This is a genomic window from Photobacterium lutimaris (assembly GCF_003025555.1).
Lineage (GTDB): Bacteria > Pseudomonadota > Gammaproteobacteria > Enterobacterales > Vibrionaceae > Photobacterium > Photobacterium lutimaris.
In genome coordinates, this window is the sequence record NZ_PYMH01000005.1 from 1 (window position 1) to 18,515 (window position 18,515).

An 18,515-nucleotide genomic window follows, 5' to 3' on the forward strand; every position below is an offset into this window, starting at 1 on the left:
TGAGGTACTTGTCTCCTTTTTTGGTTATTCGGCCAAGTCTGGGTTTACCACCGGTTGAATATTGTGACGGTACCAACCCGAGCCAAGCGGCAAAGTCTCGGCCTTTATCAAATTGTTCGCCTTTACCAATACTGGCGATAACGGCAGTGGCGGTAATTGGGCCGATACCTGCAACTTTCATTATTTTCTGTGCATTATGGCTACGAGAAACGAGCATATTGAAGCAGTGTTCTTGGTCGGCAATACGTTGGTTTATACTCAGCAAGTGCTCGTAACTGTCGGAGATAATAGCTCTGGCTAAATCGGGCAGCTGGTTTTTTCCATCTTCAAGTGCTTCAGGGATGGCTGTTTGTAAGGCATGTCGGCCTTTGGGTGCGATGATGCCAAATTCTGCCAGCATGGCTCGCATTTGATTAAGCAGCGCAGTGCGCTCGTGAACCCAGTTATCACGTGCCCGGTGGAGGAAAAGGATGGCTTGTTGCTCTGGCGATTTGATCTTAACGAAGCGCGTTGAAGGGCGGGTGACAGCCACACAAATAGCCACAGCATCGTTGAGATCGTTCTTGGCACCCGTCCTGAAAGGTGCCACATATTTCGATGCCATTATCTTGGGAGTATGGCCGAGTTTTGCCAGTTCTCGAGCCCAGAAATGGGAAGCTCCGCAGGCTTCCATCCCGACAATCGCAGGTGGAATGTTGGCAAACATAACAAGGACTTTTGAGCGAGTTATTGTTTTATGGATCAGTATCTTGCCATGGTGATCTTCACCGTGGATACTGAACGAATGTTTGGCTAAATCAATGCCATAAATTGATTGTGACATGGTGGCCTCCAAGAACTGTAGTCAGACTTACCAAGTGTGGCAGAGCCTGATGAGGGGGAGTCCATGTCATTCGTTATGTTTTTTGAGGATCTATGACTAAAGAAGAAGTCACACTTTATGCAGCTATAGTTGCTGCTTGTACGTCAATAGTGTCTCTTGTATTTAACTCAAAGCTTACGATATTAAGAGAGAAGAGGATGTTGCTATGGTCTAAGGAGTTAGACCGTATAAATGAGTTAGAAGAGAAGGCAGGGTTAGCTGTAGAAATAGTTCTAAACTATTCATCACCATCTATTTTAAAGAGCGACTACCCTCCGGTTCAACAGGATCTGAAATATATCGCAGGCAGGTTTGCTCGTTATCCAGAACTTTCATCAACAATTAGGGATTTACGCCAATATTGTGATATCACTTATGGCGATAAAATTGATCGTCAGGATTTTCAAGAGTCAGCAGAAAAAGTTTCACATTATTACTCTTCACTAATTGAAGAGTGCGATAAAATAACGAAGCGAGACAAAACGTAACATTTTTTTAAATTTAAGTGTAATTCGCAACTCGACCTACCCCGTCTAGTAATACGGGGTGAAACTCTACAGTGCTAGATAAACGTTCTTGGCATCTAGAAGTAGCACGTTTACTTTTGTTGATAATTAAAAAAGCCTAATTCTTTAGGCTTTTTATAAATACTGTGATCCGAACTGTTTAGCTAGTCTCGTAGCCAGCGGCATAAGCCGTAAGCAATACCGCCAACGATAGCTACCGGGGCTGCTGCGGTGATAACCGCTCCAGCTGCCATACCACCACCGACTGCGCTACCAATAGTTGCCATTCCTGATGCTATTGCAGCACCACCTGCCGTTCCAGCTGTTCCTGCTGTAGCTGCTAATGCTGCTCCAGTAGTACCAGCAGTCGCTGACATAATTGTCGCAGCTGAGCCACCAACAACAGCTGACGCCGTCGTTGCTGCGGTTGCACCTGTAGCAATAACAGTAGCCCCACCAACAATTGTTGAGTCTTTCATTTTCTCAGCCATAATTACTCCTTTGTACAAGCTGAATCAATGAGTTACATAGTATCAAACATATCAATAACTCATCAATTCATATATCAGCACTTAATGATTCTAGCTACTTCAAAAATTGCACATAGGGATTTTCTGTCCTGCTCTGCTCCATTTCTATCAAAGCATTCCCCGTAACAACCCTATCTGGGGTTAACGTCCATCCGTTCGGCGTCACCAACTCTCCTTATTTGATTTGCCAGCCTCTCCCATCGTCATTAATCGCAGCAAGATCTCGACGCAAATAGCGCTTTCTTAATAAGCGGCTTTTTCCTTCTTCATTGCTACATTTAATGTGCTGTGTACTGAAAATAGGAGAGTTTGAATGAAGACCATTCTATCTATAAGCCTGATTTTTCTTTGTTTGTCCCCGTTTGCTTTTGGCGCAGATCAATCTCAAGCCGCGAGCGAGATTGTTCAGAATGCCAAAACAGAATGTGCGAGTTTTGAGGATGGTGAATTCAACGCGACTGAGCAGGCTATCTCATTGCATGACTTGACCGGTGATGGCCAACCAGAAGAAATCGTGGATGCCTCACAGTTCTCCTGCTCAACGTCGGCTTCCATGTGGGGTGGCTCTGGGGGCACATTCTTATGGGTCGTCGTTGATGGTAAACCCTATGAATTTCTCGCCAACAAATGGAAAACTGTCGATTTTGATGGGCAGTCTGTGCTCTTACTTGCGGTACATTCTTCTGAATGTAGCGATACCGTGGGCCCCTGCTATCGGGCGCTCGTTTGGCGCGATGGTTTCAGGACGACACGCTGAGTTTCTAGGGAATTTAATGGGGCTGTATATCAGCGACGAAAATGAGCCACCAGCATTCTTTACTTGCAATGACATGCCTGTTACGGATATGTTAAACGACATACAACAAGGGAGTGTTTTTTATGAAAGAAATAAAGATCGTTGCGTTAGCAAGTATTTTGGTATTTATGTCCCCTCTTACATTCGCTGAAAAGCCAGAGTGGGCCGGTAAAGGTAAGCCAAACCTCTCAGAAATAAAGAATATTGATGATTTTCAGAAAGCCGAGCGTGATATAGAAAATCGTGAAGATGAACTTGAAGAGCTGATCGAAGAAAAGAAGAAAAAATCGAAGAATGTAAAAAACAAAAAAGACAAACAAAAGCTTACACGTGAGCTTGAAGAGCTAAAGACCGAACAAAATGAAATTGATGAACTAAAAGAAAAGCTAAACAGCAAAAAGTCTGGTTTTGAAAAACAAAGAGAAAAGAAAGTTGCTCAGGTACAAAATGAGCAGGGTAAAGGATCAGAAAAAGGTCAGGAAAAAAGAGAAGAAAACAGCAAAAAATGGTGGAAGTTTTGGGAATAGACACCACAAACTAACCTTTTTACAAATAGACACTTTCAGAGCAACCAGCCTCACAAACCATTCGCTCTGAAAGTGCCTAATATTTCATTTTCCCTACACGCAACTTTCCCCCTCTATCCCCCCTTGCTTTGCTAAGTTATGATTTCCTTTTTTCAAGGGACATTTGATGAAGCACTTACACTTGGTGATTTTTGCACTGTTTCTATACTTGGGTTGGTACTGGCCTGATATCGACAAGCACCTGATGTCCCTGCTCCATCACCGCTCAGTTGTTACTCACAGCGTACTGTTGCCATTGCTCGTGATGGTGTTAGTGCGCTCAAACTATGCCAAACCCATTGCTGCGGGGCTGAGTGCAGGGATCAGCATCCACTTGGCGGCGGATGCTCTGTCACCGATGAGCGGGTATTTCCAGATCTACCTGCCTGCCCCGTTCAAGGCATCGATTGGTGCAACGGAATCATTCGTGTGGCTGGGATTAAATGCGATTGCGGGCTATTTTCTGGCGTTGAGGCTTCTTAAAGCACACAGCAAGACCATCCCCTTTATCTACCTGCTGGCGGCGGCTGGGTATGGAATTTATGTAAAGGATGATGTGCGACCATGGCTGGTTTGTTTTGCTATTTTCCTTATCCCTTTTATGCTCGATAAAGCCAAAAATAAAATCAGGCGAGCGGCTTAAAAAGGGGGACAACGGCCCTCATGATGAGGCCATGACTTTAATACCAAATACGGTAAAGAGTCCACCGGTAACATAGTCCATCACACCGGAAATACGTGCATAAACACTTTTCGCAGATTGGTGTGAGAACGCCATGGCGAGAAATAAATGCCAGCACAGCGTGATTGACGACATGGTTAGCATGATGGCTAGGATCATCGTTGTATTCATCGCTCCGGGCTCACTTCCAGGCAAAGTCCCAGGCATGCTCCCAGGCATGGCAACGCTGAATAAACTGACTACGAAGAAACCGGTTTTCGGGTTGAGGATACTGGTAATAAAGGCTGAGATGAACACCTTTCTGTTCGATGGTGATAGGATTTGTTGGCCTTGTGGTAACTCACCTAACCTTTTTGTTTTGCGGGTTTGGTAAATCTGGCGAAGGCCCAAATACAATAAGTAGCTACCACCCACGACTTTCATCACGCTAAATAATTGAGGGAAAGTCGACAGCAAGATAACTAAGCCAGAACCGCCCAAAAAGGCCCACAGCAATATTGCCGTACTGACCCCAAAGGCGGAAAACATCGCGAGTTTACGACTGTATTGCAGTGCGGTATTAATGGTTAACAGTACATTAGCCCCAGGCGTTGCTACAGCGAGTATCCAAATCAACGCCACATGAACAAGAACCAGTAGAACTTCCATTACCCACTATCCCTATAAAGTCAGGCAAGAGCCAAATATTCTGTCAGTATCTATGGCCCAAAGAATAAAGCAAGATATTGATCTACAAAGCCGTAGTCCGATCATCAATCATGATGACTATTGCCTAATTTCCGCCTTCGATTATTAGTATGTAAGAAGCAAATTTTATTTTGTGAGAGGCAAAAAAACGCTGAAGGGACGTTATCCTCACCAGCGTTCTTAAATTTTTCGGCTGTTTGTGGGCTGATCTTCTGGTATACCACAGGCGGCATATATTGCTCGGCCACACGGTGCAATTGAAATTGGCTAGCCTGTAAATGCGGGGAGTATGCCTAGCATCGACATGAAGTGGAACACTGCCGTTAACACACCAAAGCCCATCACCAGCATTATCATGGCTTTGCCACCTGGCGCTTTAAACCCGTCATTGCCATTCTCTAGTGAGCGTGACTTTCTCACCAGCAGAGCTGGAATAATACATGTCCAAACTGTTGCAGCGGCACCGGCATAACCAATGGCAATAACAAAGCCAAAAGGAAACAGCAGCGACATGATCAGAGGTGGCAAGAAAGTCACCAACCAGGTTTTTGCACGGCCTTGTTTAGTATCTTCGAACTTGAACAGATCGGCCAAATAGTCAAATACCCCAAGCCCGACACCAATAAAGGAAGACAGAATTGCCGCCATTGAGAAAATATTGATCGCATTGGCTACTTTTTCAGACTCAATCACTGAGCCTAATGCGGTCAGCAATGCATCCACGTTACCGCCTTGCTCAATCACAGGACCAAATTGACTTCTCGGCAAGCTCCCGTAAATACTGAACAACCATAGGGTATACAGGCTTAATGCGATTACAGTGCCGCCTAATATCGCATTTTTCGCCTTTCTCTCTTCGCCATAATATGCGCGCATTGAAGCCACTGAATGGTGATAGCCGAACGATGTTAATGCAACAGGCAACATTGCCATGGAATAAGGTGCGTAAATCGTTTGTTCATTAATCGTGTCAAACAATATGGACATATCGATATTGACAGCTAACCCTGACACACCAAATACAAAGCTTAAGACCATAAATGTGATGAGAACAACGGAGATCCGGTCGACAGCCCGAGTTGAATGCCAAACAAAGGCAGAGAACACTAACACAAATAATATCGAGGCAATTTTGCTATCGAAACCCAAAATATCTTGAAGAATAAGACCGGAAGATGTGATGTAGGCATACAATAAAATACCACCGACAAAGTACACCGTCAGGTTATTGAACATGTTGACCTTATCGCCAAGCATGTCCTTGGTTACCGTATTAAAAGAAACCTTTAAGTCATAATGTTTAAATGCCTCCAGTAGCATCCAACCCGAAACGGTCATTACGACCATGGTTAATGTAATAGCGAGAACTGACCAAATTGTCCATGCACCTGCTCCCGCACTCGGGAGCCCTAGCATTCCTGCACCAACGCAGACACTGGCAATAATGCATGCACCCCCGATTAATGACGGATTATTTTCCTTAACACTGTCGCGTGCTTGTAATGACAAACTCTTATCCATAATTCTGTCACTCTTATAATTTCACGTTATTAAAATAATGAACTTAAACTGTATTTTTATTTATATTTAAGAAAAAAGCGCAACCCCGAAGGATTGCGCTCTATTGTTATTAAGCTTCTTCTAAGACTTTCATTTCCTTCTTCGGCGCTTCCTGTCTCACAGGCTCAACCTCTTTGAGTCGGGCTGTAAAGTGACGGAGAACCGGTGGCTCGTAAGTAAAGTCGAGGCCTTTCACATTCGCTGCATTTTCCTTCACTTTCTGGAATGCCTCGATAACGAAGTCCATGTGTGTTTGAGTATAAGTCGCACGCGGGATAGTCAGGCGAAGCAGCTCAGCCGGACATGGGTGCTGTTTGCCTGTGGCCGGATCACGACCGAGCAACAGCGAGCCGATTTCAACAGCACGGATACCTGCTACTTTATAAAGCTCGCAAGCCAGTGCATGGGCCGGGAATTGATCAGCTGGGATGTGCGGCAGCAACTTGCCAGCGTCAACAAATGCCGCGTGGCCGCCAGCTTGCTGACAAACAACACCGATCGCCTCCAGACCATCGACAAGGTATTGAACTTGACCGATGCGGTATGCCAACCACTCTTGACGCATACCGTCATAGAGGCCAACGGCAAGACGCTCCATCGCACCGCCTTCCAAGCCGCCGTAAGTTGGGAAGCCTTCCTGAACCACACACAGAGTACGGCATTCGGTGTACGCATCCATCATGGACTCATCTTTAAAACACAGCAGACCGCCCATCTGAACCATGGCATCTTTCTTGGCAGACATTGCCAAGCCATCGGCATACTTATAAGACTCGCGAGTGATCTCTTCGATAGTCCAATCCTGATAACCCGGCTCACGCTGCTGAATAAAGTAGGCGTTCTCAGCATAGCGTGCGGAGTCCATGATCACCGGGATGTCGTATTTCTGCGCGATGTCATACACTGCTTTCAGGTTAGCAATAGAAACCGGCTGGCCACCCGCAGAGTTACAAGTAATGGTGCTGACGATGTACGGGACATTTGCCGGACCCGCTTCAAGGATCGCCTCTTCCAGCTTAACCAAGTCAAAGTTACCTTTGAAGTCGGCATTGACTGCAGTATCAAACGCTTCTTTTGTGTACACGTTTTTCGCTACGCAGCAGTTCACCTGCGTGTGACCCTGTGTGGTATCAAAGAAGTAGTTAGACAGGGCAACCATCTTACTGCGGTCCAGTCCCTTCTCTTTTTCACGTTTTTTAATTAGAACTGGAATGTAAATTTGCTCGGCACCACGGCCCTGGTGAGTCGGGATCGTCAACTCATAACCAAAAATATCTTTTACCGCATTTGAAAGCGCATAGTAGCTACGACTGCCGCTGTATGCTTCATCACCACGAAGCATTGCTGCCTGCATGTCCTGGGTAATAGCACCTGTACCACTGTCAGTCAGCAGATCAATAAAGACATCTTCACTATCTAGCAGGAATGGGTTCATCCCCGCTTTTAAAATCGCTTGTTCACGGTATTCACGAGTCGTACGTTTTACAGGTTCAATTACACGGATACGGAACGGCTCTGGTAGATGTTTAAAGTTTTCCATAATAATGCCTTTATTTTCACTTGGTACTTAATAGCACCATAAAATAGTGATCTGTTTGTATAAATAGGTATCAACTAATAACATTTCTCAGCTTACATCTATCTAATTAGATTTATGGCCGAGTAAAGTCACGCTAAATTAATAACGGAATATCGAAAGTATTAGTTCAATTTAAAATGTAGGAGTGTAACTACTCCTAATATTCACCTTAAAGGGAAAAAGTCAGATAGCTTATCGTCTTCATTGTACCACTGCATGACCAACGGCAACGGCAACAATGGACTTGCCCATTGAACGCACATCTTCACCTCACATTCTCACATGAAAATCAAAATTAAGATATTTAGTCGAGATTCAAGGTTAAGAGTGTTAATACACCTTTGCTTTCGCAAGTATAACCCTTGAAAAATCAACAATTAATTTAAATATTTTGAGTATTTTTAAGGTGGCGCAAGAATACGCTTCTAACGTTTATTCTGAAGACAGGTGAAAGGAAAGTTTGTGATCTAAATTATACCAGGCTAATAGCGCTAGCACCGGAGTAGATTGCAATTTGAGGTACACGCTCATCTAATGTTCCTATAAGAAAAAGCAATGATATTACTATCCTATAGTTATTCTTATTAAGATATACTTATTTACGATAAATGTGACCGATACAAACAATTTTATTGCTTGTATACCAAATTTCAGATAACAAGTGCGACATTTGAAATCGCGAAGGCAAAAGGCGACGAAAAGCTGTTTGCCAAGGTGCGCGGCGAATATATCGATGAAATTCTGATCGAGATTAAAAATGCCGACAACCTTCGGCATTTTTACTCTTTATCTCAACCTAATGCACCTATTGATACCGACCTCAGCCACAAAGTCTTCATCATGGCTCACTAAGAGGAACGCCCCCTTATAGGTTTTCAGCGCCATCGCGAGTAAGTGTTTTGCCTCGATATCCAAATGATTGTCTGGCTCATCAAGCAATAGCAAAGGCAAATGCGGCCTATGGCTAACCAACAGCATGGATAGTTTCATTTTCTCGCCGCCACTGAGTTTGCCAACATTGCGATAGACTGAATCACGGCGAAAGCCGATCCCTGCCAGCAAAATACGCGCCTCACTTTCGGTCAGCCCCCTGCTGTGCTTCATCAAGCTCTCCAGCATCGAATCGTCTAAATCCAATAAGCCAAAATGCTGATCCAGATAAACCGTTGGCACCCGTGACTTGATCTCCCCGCTAAAGTTGGAATGTTCGCCCTGAATCGCTTTCAGCAGTGTTGATTTACCGCATCCATTCGCCCCTTGTACATAACACCGCTCGGTCTGGGACAGAGTGAATGAAATGGAGGCCTTTGAGCCAAAATCCAACCGACAGTCTTCAACGCTCAGCAAGGTGTTTTTCTTAGTTTGCGTTGATTGCTGCAGGTACATCGCCTGGGGTTTTAAGGTTTCTTTTTGCTTTGTCAGAATATTGAGCTGGGCTTGATTGCGGTCCATTAAGTTCTGCTGGTTCGTCACCGCGGCTGAACGGCTTTGCCCTGCTTTATCTTTCATGGCATCGAGCAATATCTTAGGTTGGCTCCCCGACTTTCTTAATCGGTTACCGTGAGCTTCACGCTGCTGTGCCTTTTCTTTGTTTGCTTGTGCTTGACGCTCCAGCCTCTTTTGCTCGGATTTAAGGGACGATAGCTGTTTATCTAGCGCGTCTGACTGAGTCGTAGACTGCTCAAAGAAGGCATCATAGTTACCTTTAAAAAAGCGGAGACCCAAGCTGGTGAGCTGATAGATCCCTTCAACATGCCGTAACAGGGCCCTGTCGTGGCTGATCAGCAATACCTGGCCTTCAAATTGTTTCATCCTCTCAATCAGCCATTGCCGGCCTTCAGCGTCTAAATGATTAGACGGCTCATCGAGTAGCAATATGTCCGCCTCAGAATTAAACAACTGGTGGAGCTGTAACAGTGCCATCTGACCGCCACTCAAGGTATGACAATACGCCTCAAGATCGGGGACGATTCTTAACGAGGTTAATAACTGTTTGGTTCGGGTTTCTACATCCCAATCTTCTGCGATCACCTCAAAGAGTTCGGGCTCGTAACGACCAGACTCAATCAATTTCAGCGCCGCAATTTTTTCGCTGACTCCTAAGTATTGTGCGATGCTCAACTCGGCTCCCAACAATTCAGAAGGTAACTGAGCGTAATATGCAATCTTCCCCTGACGAGTAACATTACCTCGTGTCGGAACCAACTTTCCTAGCAGCAGCGAAAAGAATACCGACTTTCCTACGCCGTTACGTCCTACTAGCCCGATGAGGCGGTGATTGAGGCTGAAGTTGATATCTTCAAATAGCCATTCCCCTGAATCGAGCTGGAATGACAGTTTTTGTGTCAATAAAACCGGTGTAATTGATGCAGGCATGAAAATACCTCCCTTTACGTAAATCAGTAAAAGGGGCATAGCCGTTACTTAGAAACGATCAAAATAGAATGCAGTCAGCAACTAAGCTGAACGGTAATCATCGTTTTATTTTTTGCAAGATTGCAATGACGAAGCAACGCCCACTAACCCCAAGTGTCCCAATAATTTTGTCTAAATTGGAAAATCAGGATGTTAGTACTTCATTATGGCGTTGAACTCTTTAGATATGATGCGCAAATGATACGGGTTAAAGATCGTACAAGTCAAGAACGCATCAAAGCACGTACTCACCTTTTAACCGGATACGATATTTAACACAATATCGTCATGAAGCTTGCTTACTTGGTGATATATTGTCTCTAATGCTGGCTATTACAGGATAGAGATTTTGCCGTCATCACTCTTCAACTCAAAACCCTATAAATTCGGACTCACCCTGTCTGGTGGTGGCGCGAAATGCATGGCGCAAATCGGTATGCTGCAGTACCTCGACGAACAGGGTGTAAAACCTGATGTGATATCCGGTGCCAGCGGCGGCGCGCTTGTCGGTGCGCTATACGCTGCCGGGCATAGTCCGGAAAAAATCCTGACTTTTTTTGTTGAAAGCCAGATGTTTAAAGTCAGCAGCTTCTCTTTCAACAAATTGGGATTAATCAACTCAGAAAAGCTTAACAGCCATTTCCACGGTTGGATAAAAAGCGATTCCTTCGATGCCCTCGATATCCCGCTCTATGTGGCGACGACCGATCTGAATACCGCACAACAAGTGGTGATCAAGGAAGGAGAACTCATTCAGGCTCTGCTGGCCTCGGCGGCCTATCCGGGTATGTTTACCCCAGTAAAAATCGGCGATAAGCTCTTTGCCGACGGTGGCATCACCAATAATTACCCGACCGATCTCATCCGCGACCTCTGCCGTGCCCACCTTGGCATGTACTTAAGCCCGCTGGAACATAAAGCCAACCATGAGTTTTCCGATGCCTTTGATGTTATCGACCGGGTGTTTGAGATCTACAGCTCGGCCCACCTGCTCAAAAGTATCCAACTCCCCGATATCAGCCTCTCACCTGAAGGTATTGATAAATGGGGAGCATTCAACGTCAATAACGAAAGCCTGAAAACACTCTACACATTGGGCTACGAGACAACGCGGGATTACTTTGACACTGACGGTGCCGAGTGGCTAGAGCAAGTAAAGAAATCGTTGACCAAGAAGTCGTTATTCGAGAGCTTTACTCGGTAACGATCCTTGCAATAATTCAGTGAAAGTGGGCCATGTTGTTGTAATGATATGGCCCCATAACAAAGAATTAGCGGTTAAGGAACTCGCTGATTTTTTGATAAACGGTCTCGCACTCTTGCTTCACCAGATCTTCCATATTGAGGAAAGAGTGGATCATATCCGCAAAGTGGTAGTACTCCACCTGTGCTCCGGCGCTGCGCGCCACCTCGCAGTAGGCAATCCCTTCATCACGCAACGGGCAGAACTCGGCAGTCAGCAGCAGGGTTTCCGGCAGTGCGGCGCTCATCGGCTGGTACAGCGGCGAGGCGGCACGGCGATCTTCACCGTTCTGGAAGTAGTTGTCGAAATACCAGGCAATTTTTCCTTTTTGCAGCAGGTAGCCCGTGGCGTTTTGCTCCATCGAGCCGCTATCCATGGTGTAATCCAGACTTGGATACAGCATCACTTGCTTGGCAATCGTCACGTTCTCGTCATTCTGGGCCTTGGCACTGACACTGGCAACCAGGGCACCGCCGCCGGAGTCGCCGGCAATGGATAGTGTCGGCAGGTAGTTCAGCTGGCGGCTGTCGAGCGTCGCCCAGACATTGCTCACCACAGCATACGCATCGACAAGGCCGGCAGGATAAGGGCACTCAGGCGCTAGCCGGTAATCAACCGAGACCACGATATGCTTTGTCGCCAATGCCAGCTTGCGGCAGATAGGATCATACACCGTCACGCTGCCTGCCATATGGCCGCCGCCGTGGTAGTAAACCAGTACCGGCAGTGCGGTCTCTGGCTCGGGGTGGTAGATACGCACTGGCACGTGGTACGCGTCGCCGGCCACTAAATCATCCTGTACCCAAGCCACATCAGGTGACTCGGTAACCAGCTCTATGGTCAGATTGGCTAACCCTTCGCGGGCGTTGGTCGCGGTTGGCTTGAAGCCGCCGTCAATCAGCAGATTGGCGGCAGTGTTGAAGTTATCTAACCATGTCTGTAATTTTGGACTAACCTGGCGCATGACGTCTCCTTACGCATTTTTAGTAGTAGCATGAACACGTTCAGGTTTCTTACCGGTTTCCGGCAGGAAGTGCAGGTGGTCGATACCATGACACCGATGGCTTACATGAGGCTCGGACCGGTACCGGCCATTGAGCAGGCACTGGAAAGGGCCAATATGCCAACGTCCGATCTACCGTTGCTCTAGCTCATTGAAAGAAACCGTACAAAAAACGTAGAAAAATATCACTAACGACCCACAAAGCCTCACTAGATATTTTATTTCACCATGGTCAAAAAGGTTAAATATAATAACTCTCATTGCTACGAATAAATATTTTCATTTCAAAATATCACTCCCCAACATTACCATTTTAAATGGCACATAATCGCCGTTAATTACGTTATTTTGGATATTGTTAACTTGAAGAACTCCACCTTAGCTATTGTTATCTCAGCAGCTCTCTTTGGTTGTAATGATGAAACAACGGAAACGCCCCCTATCGTTCCGGAGTCAGTCAACCATTCACCGGTTATTAGCGCGTTAACACCGCTTGAAGTGAATGAGCTAGAGACGCTAAAACATAAAGTCAACGCCTCAGACAAAGACAACGACCGCCTCTCTTACGCTTTATCCAACCACCCGGCGTGGGTGACCATCGAGTCTGCCAGCGGCGTGCTGATCGCCAAGCCAAAGTCCTCAGATATCGGTGTCCATACATTTAAAGTTCATGTTTCTGATGGCAAATCTACCGCGCAGGCAAAGATCACAATAACAGTACGCACTATCCCGACCGCCTCCTGCCCCGATGGCTCCTGCTTGGACGATGACGGCTTTACCCAACCTCATCTCCCAACGACCCCTGTTCTTCCGCCGCAAGAATATAACGGTGCGCTGCTCGCATCTGGTAACGTCATTCGCGGAGAGGTGGCGTGTAATGGCCAGCAATTAACTGACGGTGAATTTAGCGTACTGCAGGGCGGCATATTTAGCTGCCACCTCGGTGCTATCGAGCTGGGCGAATTTGCAGCCCCAATGCCAGCGCCGCAGACAATCGCCAATGATGTTATTCCGGCATCCTTTGAACTGAATACACTTCACGGCGAAAACGTGACAAAAGTACTGCAAAGTATCAGCAGCTGTAGTGAACCCAATGAAATATGCCTCGAAGAGTTGGACAGTTATGACATTGCCGATATTTACCTTCAGCTCGACAATAACGACGCTGTCGAGCAATTTTTAAGCGACAAACAACAAGAAGCGACCGATGATATCGATAAGTCGCCAAGCTCGCACACCAACCCAAGCCTGACCCCGGCCGTTTCGGGAGGCAGTAACGATCTCAACGCTGGCTTTGTCTCCTCTGCGGCAGAGCAGGCACTGGCCTACAAGCCAAGCGCCGATGCCAAAGTACTCACCCGCAGCCGTCTCGCCGATACCAACGGCCGGGCTATTTCCGGGATCCATTTCTATTCGCTTAACTCGACCGGCGTCACCGACGAGAACGGCGAGTTCGAATACCTCTGGGGCGATGTGCTGACTTTTGGTATCGAGACCTTCGAGTTCGGCTCGGTGTCGGGCAACCAGCTCAACTACCAAATTACCGACGTCACCGATAACCTGATCAAGAAAGACAACATTCAGGCCCTACTGGAGCGCTATGCCACTGTCGAGGGGGATACCCTGTTGATCCCCGAAAAAGTGAACACCACCTTTTCAACCTACCCCAATGTCATCAACGAGCTGATCAATCTCAACCTGCCTAATGGCGGTGTACTGGTAGGCAGTGACTTTACCCTGCCCAACGAATTCGAGGCCCAGTTCGACATTGGCCTTACCGCTACGATTGATCAGGCCATCAAGCAAGAGTGGGGCGGCTACTCATTGAGCCCAGTCTCCTTCTACAGTGCAACCGACAACCGTGGCTACGTCACCGACTCGCTCAGCCAAATTTTCCGTGACGTGAGCGCATTCCATGTGTTCAATGACAATATGGGCTATTACGGTGCAACCGGCTATACCCGCGCCTCGCGCGCCCTGAACCTGTCCAATACCGCTTTTCCGATCATGATGGCGCGCTCTGATATCAACCGCCAGGTCAACTTCGGCGACAAGCAAGCCTGGACACGCGACGGCAAGCCTTATATCGCCACCCATTCCGAGTACCCGGTCAAAAACATTCCCGAAGTCTCGAAGGACAATGCCACCTTCGGCCTGCCTTTTGTGGTTTCCGGCGAAATCGGCAAGGGCAAAGTGGTCTTTATGGGATCGAGCCTCTATCCGAGCATCTTGTCCTGTCCGGCCAACTACTGGGCAGACGATCAGCTGCATGCCGACGCGGAGAACCAAGTCTGCACCACCGGCCGTGACATGAGTGATGACCCAAGAAACGATCACCTCAGCATGAAGCGTTTCTTCGATAACCTGTTCCAGTGGTTCAGCCCGAGCAGCAGCGTCAATGTCGCCACCAATATCGACACCGCCTCCCTGGCGCGTAAAGGTTGGCCTGACGGTGTCAAATACCCGTTCTTTATCGACCAATCCTTCGGTTTTGCTTCTGTCACCCAGCTCAGCCAAGACGGGTTTGGCGGTATTTCGCCAGCCGATACCCCGATCCTGATCCTGCAGGCCTACGAGACGCGCAACGAGGGGGACGGCATGACATGGAAATTTGTTGCCGACATCACCAAGCCCAAGCTGTCGCAAGATGACATCACTGCGCTGATCCGCTACATCGATGCTGGCGGTAATGTCCTGTTCATGGACGGCCTGATTGAGATGAATCCCGAGCCTATCGGGCGATTGGCCGACGCGGCCGGGATTGCCCTCGGCGGCGAGAACGTTACGCCAACCGATCAAGAAAACTGCGGATCGAGCTATTACTGCAATGCCCCTCGCCCTAACCCGCACGCTATATTCAGCCAGGATTCGGTGGTGTACGAACGCTTCCCCGATGTCGACGGCAAGCCGCCGTTTACTGTCAACCCGGATGGCAGCATCGACTGGAACAAACCAGAAGATATGTCTGCACTGGAGATCCCGACTTATACGGACGAGCAGGGCAAAACTCACTATGCCCGCATCGCATTTACGACCGATGAAGAGCGGCTGGCGGCCATCACCACCTTGCAGACCGCCTTCGAGGGCGTGCCGGTCTGTACTAGCGACTACCCCTACGAATTCAACTGTATCGAAACCCGCCAGGGCCACGGCTGGATTGTGCGCGGTACCTACGGCCGGGCAGACTTCGACCGTTACGAGATCAGCCCGGATGTCGTTGCCTCGATGGTGAAGGCGGCCAACCTCGGCGGCAATATCAAGCTGCTGGCCGATCATGAAATCTACTACCGGACCAAGGGGAGCCAGGGGCACCGCCTCAATACCGCCGAATTGAACCAGGCGTTTGATAACCTGTCGGTATGGCTATGGAACGACAACCCGTACGCCTTCACCTCCAACAGCCAGGATGAGCTGGGCTTTGAAACCCTGGTCAGCTACCTGAACTGCTATACCAATGACAAACATGGCGGTGGCTTAACCTGCCCTGATACACTCAAGGCCGAGCTAATCGGTCACCAGATGCTCCATGAAAACGGCGAGCTCAACCCGAGCTATCCGCTTAACTACATGGAAAAGCCCCTAACGCGTATCATGCTGGGGCGCTCGTTCTGGGATCATGACATTACCGTCGACACAACGGCCTACCCAATGCGCGGAACCGGTGCAGCAACCACTGCGACAGTAACGATTGAAACCGCCGGAGAAGCCGTTTCATTTTCGGCCGGTAACATGCAGCCGACTGGCCTGTGGGCCAAGCAATTGGAGCCTGTCACCGTCAGCGGCGGGGTCAAGGCAACGGTAACCGTGATGCTGGCCGATGACATCACCGGTCGCCCGCAGCATGAGACCAACCTCAGACGTCCGCCGCGAATGCAGCAAACCTTCGCACACGACGGGTCGACAACCACGCTTAAAGTGCCCTATGGGGGCTTAATCTACATCAAGCCCCTTGAGCTGCAGGCCGGCCCGCATAGCCAGGCTAACTTCACTGTATCTGGGGTCGAAAAGGCTGCCTTCTGGCAAGACGGCCAGTGGGTACATACTCTGCAGGAAGCCACTGCGCCGATTGCCGAGATCGATACCGGCAGCTTCGTCTACACCGCACCGGTGAACAACCTTGCCGCCAGCGATCTGGACTCCTTCAGCGCGCAGATGAACCGCTTTGCCGATGCCGCGAGCGATTTTTACGGACGCGACGAAACCACGGCAGACGGGCAGCACCAACGCTTTACCCATGACAAACTGCCGGGGTTCCGCCACCACTTCGTCAACGATGTCCAGATTTCGATCGGAGCGGCACATTCGGGCTACCCAGTGATGAGTGCATCGTTCAATGCCCAGTCGAATACCGTTGCGACCAAGCCTGTTGATGACTGGTTGCTCTGGCACGAAACGGGACACAACCTCGCGGCGGCACCGTTTGTGATTGATGGCAGCACCGAGGTCACCAATAATATCCTGGCGTTGTATATGCAAGAGCTCGAGGGACGCAACGGCAACCCGCAGATGGATCGTATCCGGGCCGATATCCAGAAGGTGCCATACTGGCTCGATGCCAACAGCGGCCATGCCTGGGCCCATGGCGATGCGGGGATACGACTGGTGATGTTCGGCCAGCTAAAAATCTGGGCCGAAACCCACTTCGCCATTGATAACTGGTACCAGCCGAATGAGGAAAAACCGACGATCTACAACGCCGATCAGGGTTGGAACATGTTCAAACTGATGCACCGCAAGTCGCGCGGTGATCAGCAAGGCGATAAGGACACGAACTATTGCAGCGCCTCGGAAACAGGCCTTGCCAGCGCCGATCAGCTCATGGTTTGCGCGTCCTATGCCTCGGGCTATGATCTCAGCGAGTTCTTCACCGTCTGGAATGCCGGCGAGACCTCGTCAAGCACACCAGACGGCGGTAAGACCTACGCCGGCGGGATCACCCCAGCAGGGTTATCGATGCTGTCTAGCATGAACCTGCCACAGCCAGAGCAAAGCCCGCTGCACATCAACCGCCTGCCCTAGCGGCATGGTGCGCGGTTAGGTAACCATAAAAAATGCCGACATAATGTCGGCATTTTCTATTTTGTCTGCTTGGCGTTGTTTGTCAGATCAGCATCATTTCCCGCCGTTTGGCGGACTATCTATAACCGCAAGAAGAACATTAACGATGAATAATAGAGCCTCAGGCTCTACTCTGTATCTTTACACATCAAACTTACCGCCAGTGTCTGGGCAAGATAGACCGAGCAACTGAGCGAGCGAAATCCCAAGTTATCCCCCTCTTGTACCTCAAAACAGACATCCATTTTGTTGCCCTGCTCCATCATCTGATTATCGGTGATAGCGACAATCGGTACGTTTTTGTGGTGCGCAAGCTCAATAACTTCCGTGGTCTCACTCGCATAAGGGCTGAACGTAAAAGTAACTAACACATCCTTTTCGCTCATCATGCGTGTTAATGGCGATAACATCCCGCCGTTATCATCAATCAGTACCACGTTGTTGTCGGATTTCATCAAGGCATACCAAAGATAGAATGCCACGGGATAAGCCCGCCGCATGCCCTGGATATAAATGGTTTCGGCCCTTTCCAGTAAACCGACCGCCCTGTCGAGTTTTTGTGGCGACACGGATATTTGCAATTGCTCCATCGCCTCGATGTTTGCAGCGCCAAAATCATGGAAAACAGCCGCAGCGGAATCGGGGCCAAACTCAGCTTCGTTTCGGGCTTTGCGTACCCGCTCTTTGTAATCGCGCGGACGGTTGAAGTAGTGATTGCGAAAGACAGCCTGCATCGAACTAAACCCAGAGAATCCCATGGCGCTAGAGAAACGGCTGAGGGTAGACAAAGGCACATTGGCTTGCTGGGCAATGGTGACCATGGTTTCAACGGCTACCAGCATAGGCTGCGCCATGGCAAAATCTGCCACCTGCTGAAGGCGAGGACTTAGATCATCATATTGCCTGACGATTTGGTCCTTCAATGTATCAAGATCTATCTCTTTGGTGCTTAGGCCCGTGGCGACTCGTTCGGCGGCGTCCATACGTTGGTGCTCTCCCTCGCTGATACCGACAAGAAAAAAATGCCC

Annotated in this window: 17 protein-coding genes; 7 read left to right on the forward strand and 10 right to left on the reverse strand. The window is 48.5% G+C overall.

Annotated features, from left to right (window positions below; translation table 11 throughout):
• Nucleotides 1-823, reverse strand: an 823-nt coding sequence (locus C9I99_RS12025) for an IS110 family RNA-guided transposase (protein WP_107349134.1), incomplete at its 3' end; no start/stop codon positions are given.
• 92 nt (nt 824-915) lie between these two features.
• Between C9I99_RS12025 and C9I99_RS12030 the strand changes: the two genes are divergently transcribed.
• Nucleotides 916-1,350, forward strand: coding sequence for a hypothetical protein (locus C9I99_RS12030; protein WP_107349135.1), 435 nt, complete (start codon nt 916-918; stop codon nt 1,348-1,350).
• Nucleotides 1,351-1,532: 182 nt separating this feature from the next.
• Here C9I99_RS12030 and C9I99_RS12035 read toward each other — a convergent pair whose 3' ends face one another.
• Nucleotides 1,533-1,859 carry a hypothetical protein gene (locus C9I99_RS12035; protein ID WP_208113425.1) on the reverse strand — a complete coding sequence of 109 codons (327 nt, stop codon included), beginning with the start codon at nt 1,857-1,859 and terminating at the stop codon, nt 1,533-1,535.
• A 352-nt stretch (nt 1,860-2,211) separates the two neighbouring features.
• On the opposite strand from C9I99_RS12035, the gene C9I99_RS12040 reads away from it, so the two are divergent.
• From C9I99_RS12040 to C9I99_RS12050, 3 genes are all read left to right on the forward strand, one after another.
• Nucleotides 2,212-2,655 carry a hypothetical protein gene (locus tag C9I99_RS12040; protein ID WP_107349136.1) on the forward strand — a complete coding sequence of 148 codons (444 nt, stop codon included), beginning with the start codon at nt 2,212-2,214 and terminating at the stop codon, nt 2,653-2,655.
• 122 nt (nt 2,656-2,777) lie between these two features.
• Nucleotides 2,778-3,221, forward strand: coding sequence for a hypothetical protein (locus C9I99_RS12045; protein WP_107349137.1), 444 nt, complete (start codon nt 2,778-2,780; stop codon nt 3,219-3,221).
• Between the two features lie 166 nt (nt 3,222-3,387).
• Nucleotides 3,388-3,903: a hypothetical protein gene (locus C9I99_RS12050; RefSeq protein ID WP_107349138.1), complete on the forward strand. Its 516-nt coding sequence runs from the start codon at nt 3,388-3,390 to the stop codon at nt 3,901-3,903.
• Nucleotides 3,904-3,921: 18 nt separating this feature from the next.
• On the opposite strand, the gene C9I99_RS12055 is transcribed toward C9I99_RS12050, so the two are convergent.
• The 6 genes from C9I99_RS12055 to C9I99_RS12085 all read right to left on the reverse strand — a co-directional run bounded on the left by C9I99_RS12055 (nt 3,922) and on the right by C9I99_RS12085 (nt 10,144).
• The gene (locus C9I99_RS12055) at nt 3,922-4,590 is read right to left on the reverse strand and encodes a LysE family translocator (RefSeq protein ID WP_107349139.1); all 669 of its coding nucleotides are present in this window, start codon (nt 4,588-4,590) and stop codon (nt 3,922-3,924) included.
• A 306-nt stretch (nt 4,591-4,896) separates the two neighbouring features.
• Nucleotides 4,897-6,150 (reverse strand): aromatic amino acid transporter, encoded by a 1,254-nt coding sequence (locus C9I99_RS12060; RefSeq protein ID WP_107349140.1) that lies wholly within the window; start codon nt 6,148-6,150, stop codon nt 4,897-4,899.
• Nucleotides 6,151-6,259: 109 nt separating this feature from the next.
• A complete protein-coding gene (gene tnaA / locus C9I99_RS12065) occupies nt 6,260-7,729 on the reverse strand; it encodes a tryptophanase (RefSeq protein WP_107349141.1) in 1,470 nt (489 codons plus the stop codon).
• Between the two features lie 203 nt (nt 7,730-7,932).
• Entirely contained in the window at nt 7,933-8,031 is a 99-nt protein-coding gene (gene tnaC / locus C9I99_RS27695; protein WP_107349142.1) for a tryptophanase leader peptide, read from the reverse strand.
• A 169-nt stretch (nt 8,032-8,200) separates the two neighbouring features.
• On the reverse strand, nt 8,201-8,299 hold the full coding sequence (gene tnaC / locus C9I99_RS27700; RefSeq protein WP_107349143.1) for a tryptophanase leader peptide: 99 nt from the start codon (nt 8,297-8,299) through the stop codon (nt 8,201-8,203).
• Nucleotides 8,300-8,554: 255 nt separating this feature from the next.
• A complete protein-coding gene (locus tag C9I99_RS12085; RefSeq protein ID WP_107349145.1) occupies nt 8,555-10,144 on the reverse strand; it encodes an ATP-binding cassette domain-containing protein in 1,590 nt (529 codons plus the stop codon).
• A gap of 388 nt (nt 10,145-10,532) precedes the next feature.
• On the opposite strand from C9I99_RS12085, the gene C9I99_RS12090 reads away from it, so the two are divergent.
• Nucleotides 10,533-11,387, forward strand: a complete 855-nt coding sequence (locus C9I99_RS12090) for a patatin-like phospholipase family protein (RefSeq protein ID WP_133638254.1) — start codon at nt 10,533-10,535, stop codon at nt 11,385-11,387.
• Between the two features lie 67 nt (nt 11,388-11,454).
• On the opposite strand, the gene C9I99_RS12095 is transcribed toward C9I99_RS12090, so the two are convergent.
• Nucleotides 11,455-12,390 (reverse strand): alpha/beta hydrolase, encoded by a 936-nt coding sequence (locus C9I99_RS12095; protein WP_107349147.1) that lies wholly within the window; start codon nt 12,388-12,390, stop codon nt 11,455-11,457.
• Nucleotides 12,391-12,420: 30 nt separating this feature from the next.
• Here C9I99_RS12095 and C9I99_RS27200 point away from each other — a divergent pair, with 30 nt between their 5' ends.
• A complete protein-coding gene (locus C9I99_RS27200) occupies nt 12,421-12,576 on the forward strand; it encodes a hypothetical protein (RefSeq protein ID WP_166645456.1) in 156 nt (51 codons plus the stop codon).
• Between the two features lie 216 nt (nt 12,577-12,792).
• The gene (locus tag C9I99_RS12100; protein ID WP_166645470.1) at nt 12,793-17,448 is read left to right on the forward strand and encodes an SslE/AcfD family lipoprotein zinc metalloprotease; all 4,656 of its coding nucleotides are present in this window, start codon (nt 12,793-12,795) and stop codon (nt 17,446-17,448) included.
• A gap of 167 nt (nt 17,449-17,615) precedes the next feature.
• On the opposite strand, the gene C9I99_RS12105 is transcribed toward C9I99_RS12100, so the two are convergent.
• Complete coding sequence (locus C9I99_RS12105; protein WP_107349148.1) at nt 17,616-18,470, reverse strand: MurR/RpiR family transcriptional regulator; 855 nt, start codon at nt 18,468-18,470, stop codon at nt 17,616-17,618.
• Nucleotides 18,471-18,515 lie beyond the last annotated feature (45 nt).

Coding starts and splice junctions, on each gene's coding strand:
- C9I99_RS12050 (WP_107349138.1), top strand. CDS start 3,388: ATGAAGCACTTACACTTGGTGATTTTTGCACTGTTTCTATACTTGGGT.
- tnaC (WP_107349143.1), bottom strand. CDS start 8,299: ATGAGCGTGTACCTCAAATTGCAATCTACTCCGGTGCTAGCGCTATTA.
- C9I99_RS12105 (WP_107349148.1), bottom strand. CDS start 18,470: ATGGACGCCGCCGAACGAGTCGCCACGGGCCTAAGCACCAAAGAGATA.
- C9I99_RS12040 (WP_107349136.1), top strand. CDS start 2,212: ATGAAGACCATTCTATCTATAAGCCTGATTTTTCTTTGTTTGTCCCCG.
- C9I99_RS27200 (WP_166645456.1), top strand. CDS start 12,421: ATGAACACGTTCAGGTTTCTTACCGGTTTCCGGCAGGAAGTGCAGGTG.
- C9I99_RS12095 (WP_107349147.1), bottom strand. CDS start 12,390: ATGCGCCAGGTTAGTCCAAAATTACAGACATGGTTAGATAACTTCAAC.
- C9I99_RS12035 (WP_208113425.1), bottom strand. CDS start 1,859: ATGGCTGAGAAAATGAAAGACTCAACAATTGTTGGTGGGGCTACTGTT.
- C9I99_RS12030 (WP_107349135.1), top strand. CDS start 916: ATGACTAAAGAAGAAGTCACACTTTATGCAGCTATAGTTGCTGCTTGT.
- C9I99_RS12060 (WP_107349140.1), bottom strand. CDS start 6,150: ATGGATAAGAGTTTGTCATTACAAGCACGCGACAGTGTTAAGGAAAAT.
- C9I99_RS12055 (WP_107349139.1), bottom strand. CDS start 4,590: ATGGAAGTTCTACTGGTTCTTGTTCATGTGGCGTTGATTTGGATACTC.
- C9I99_RS12085 (WP_107349145.1), bottom strand. CDS start 10,144: ATGCCTGCATCAATTACACCGGTTTTATTGACACAAAAACTGTCATTC.
- tnaA (WP_107349141.1), bottom strand. CDS start 7,729: ATGGAAAACTTTAAACATCTACCAGAGCCGTTCCGTATCCGTGTAATT.
- C9I99_RS12045 (WP_107349137.1), top strand. CDS start 2,778: ATGAAAGAAATAAAGATCGTTGCGTTAGCAAGTATTTTGGTATTTATG.
- tnaC (WP_107349142.1), bottom strand. CDS start 8,031: ATGTGCGTTCAATGGGCAAGTCCATTGTTGCCGTTGCCGTTGGTCATG.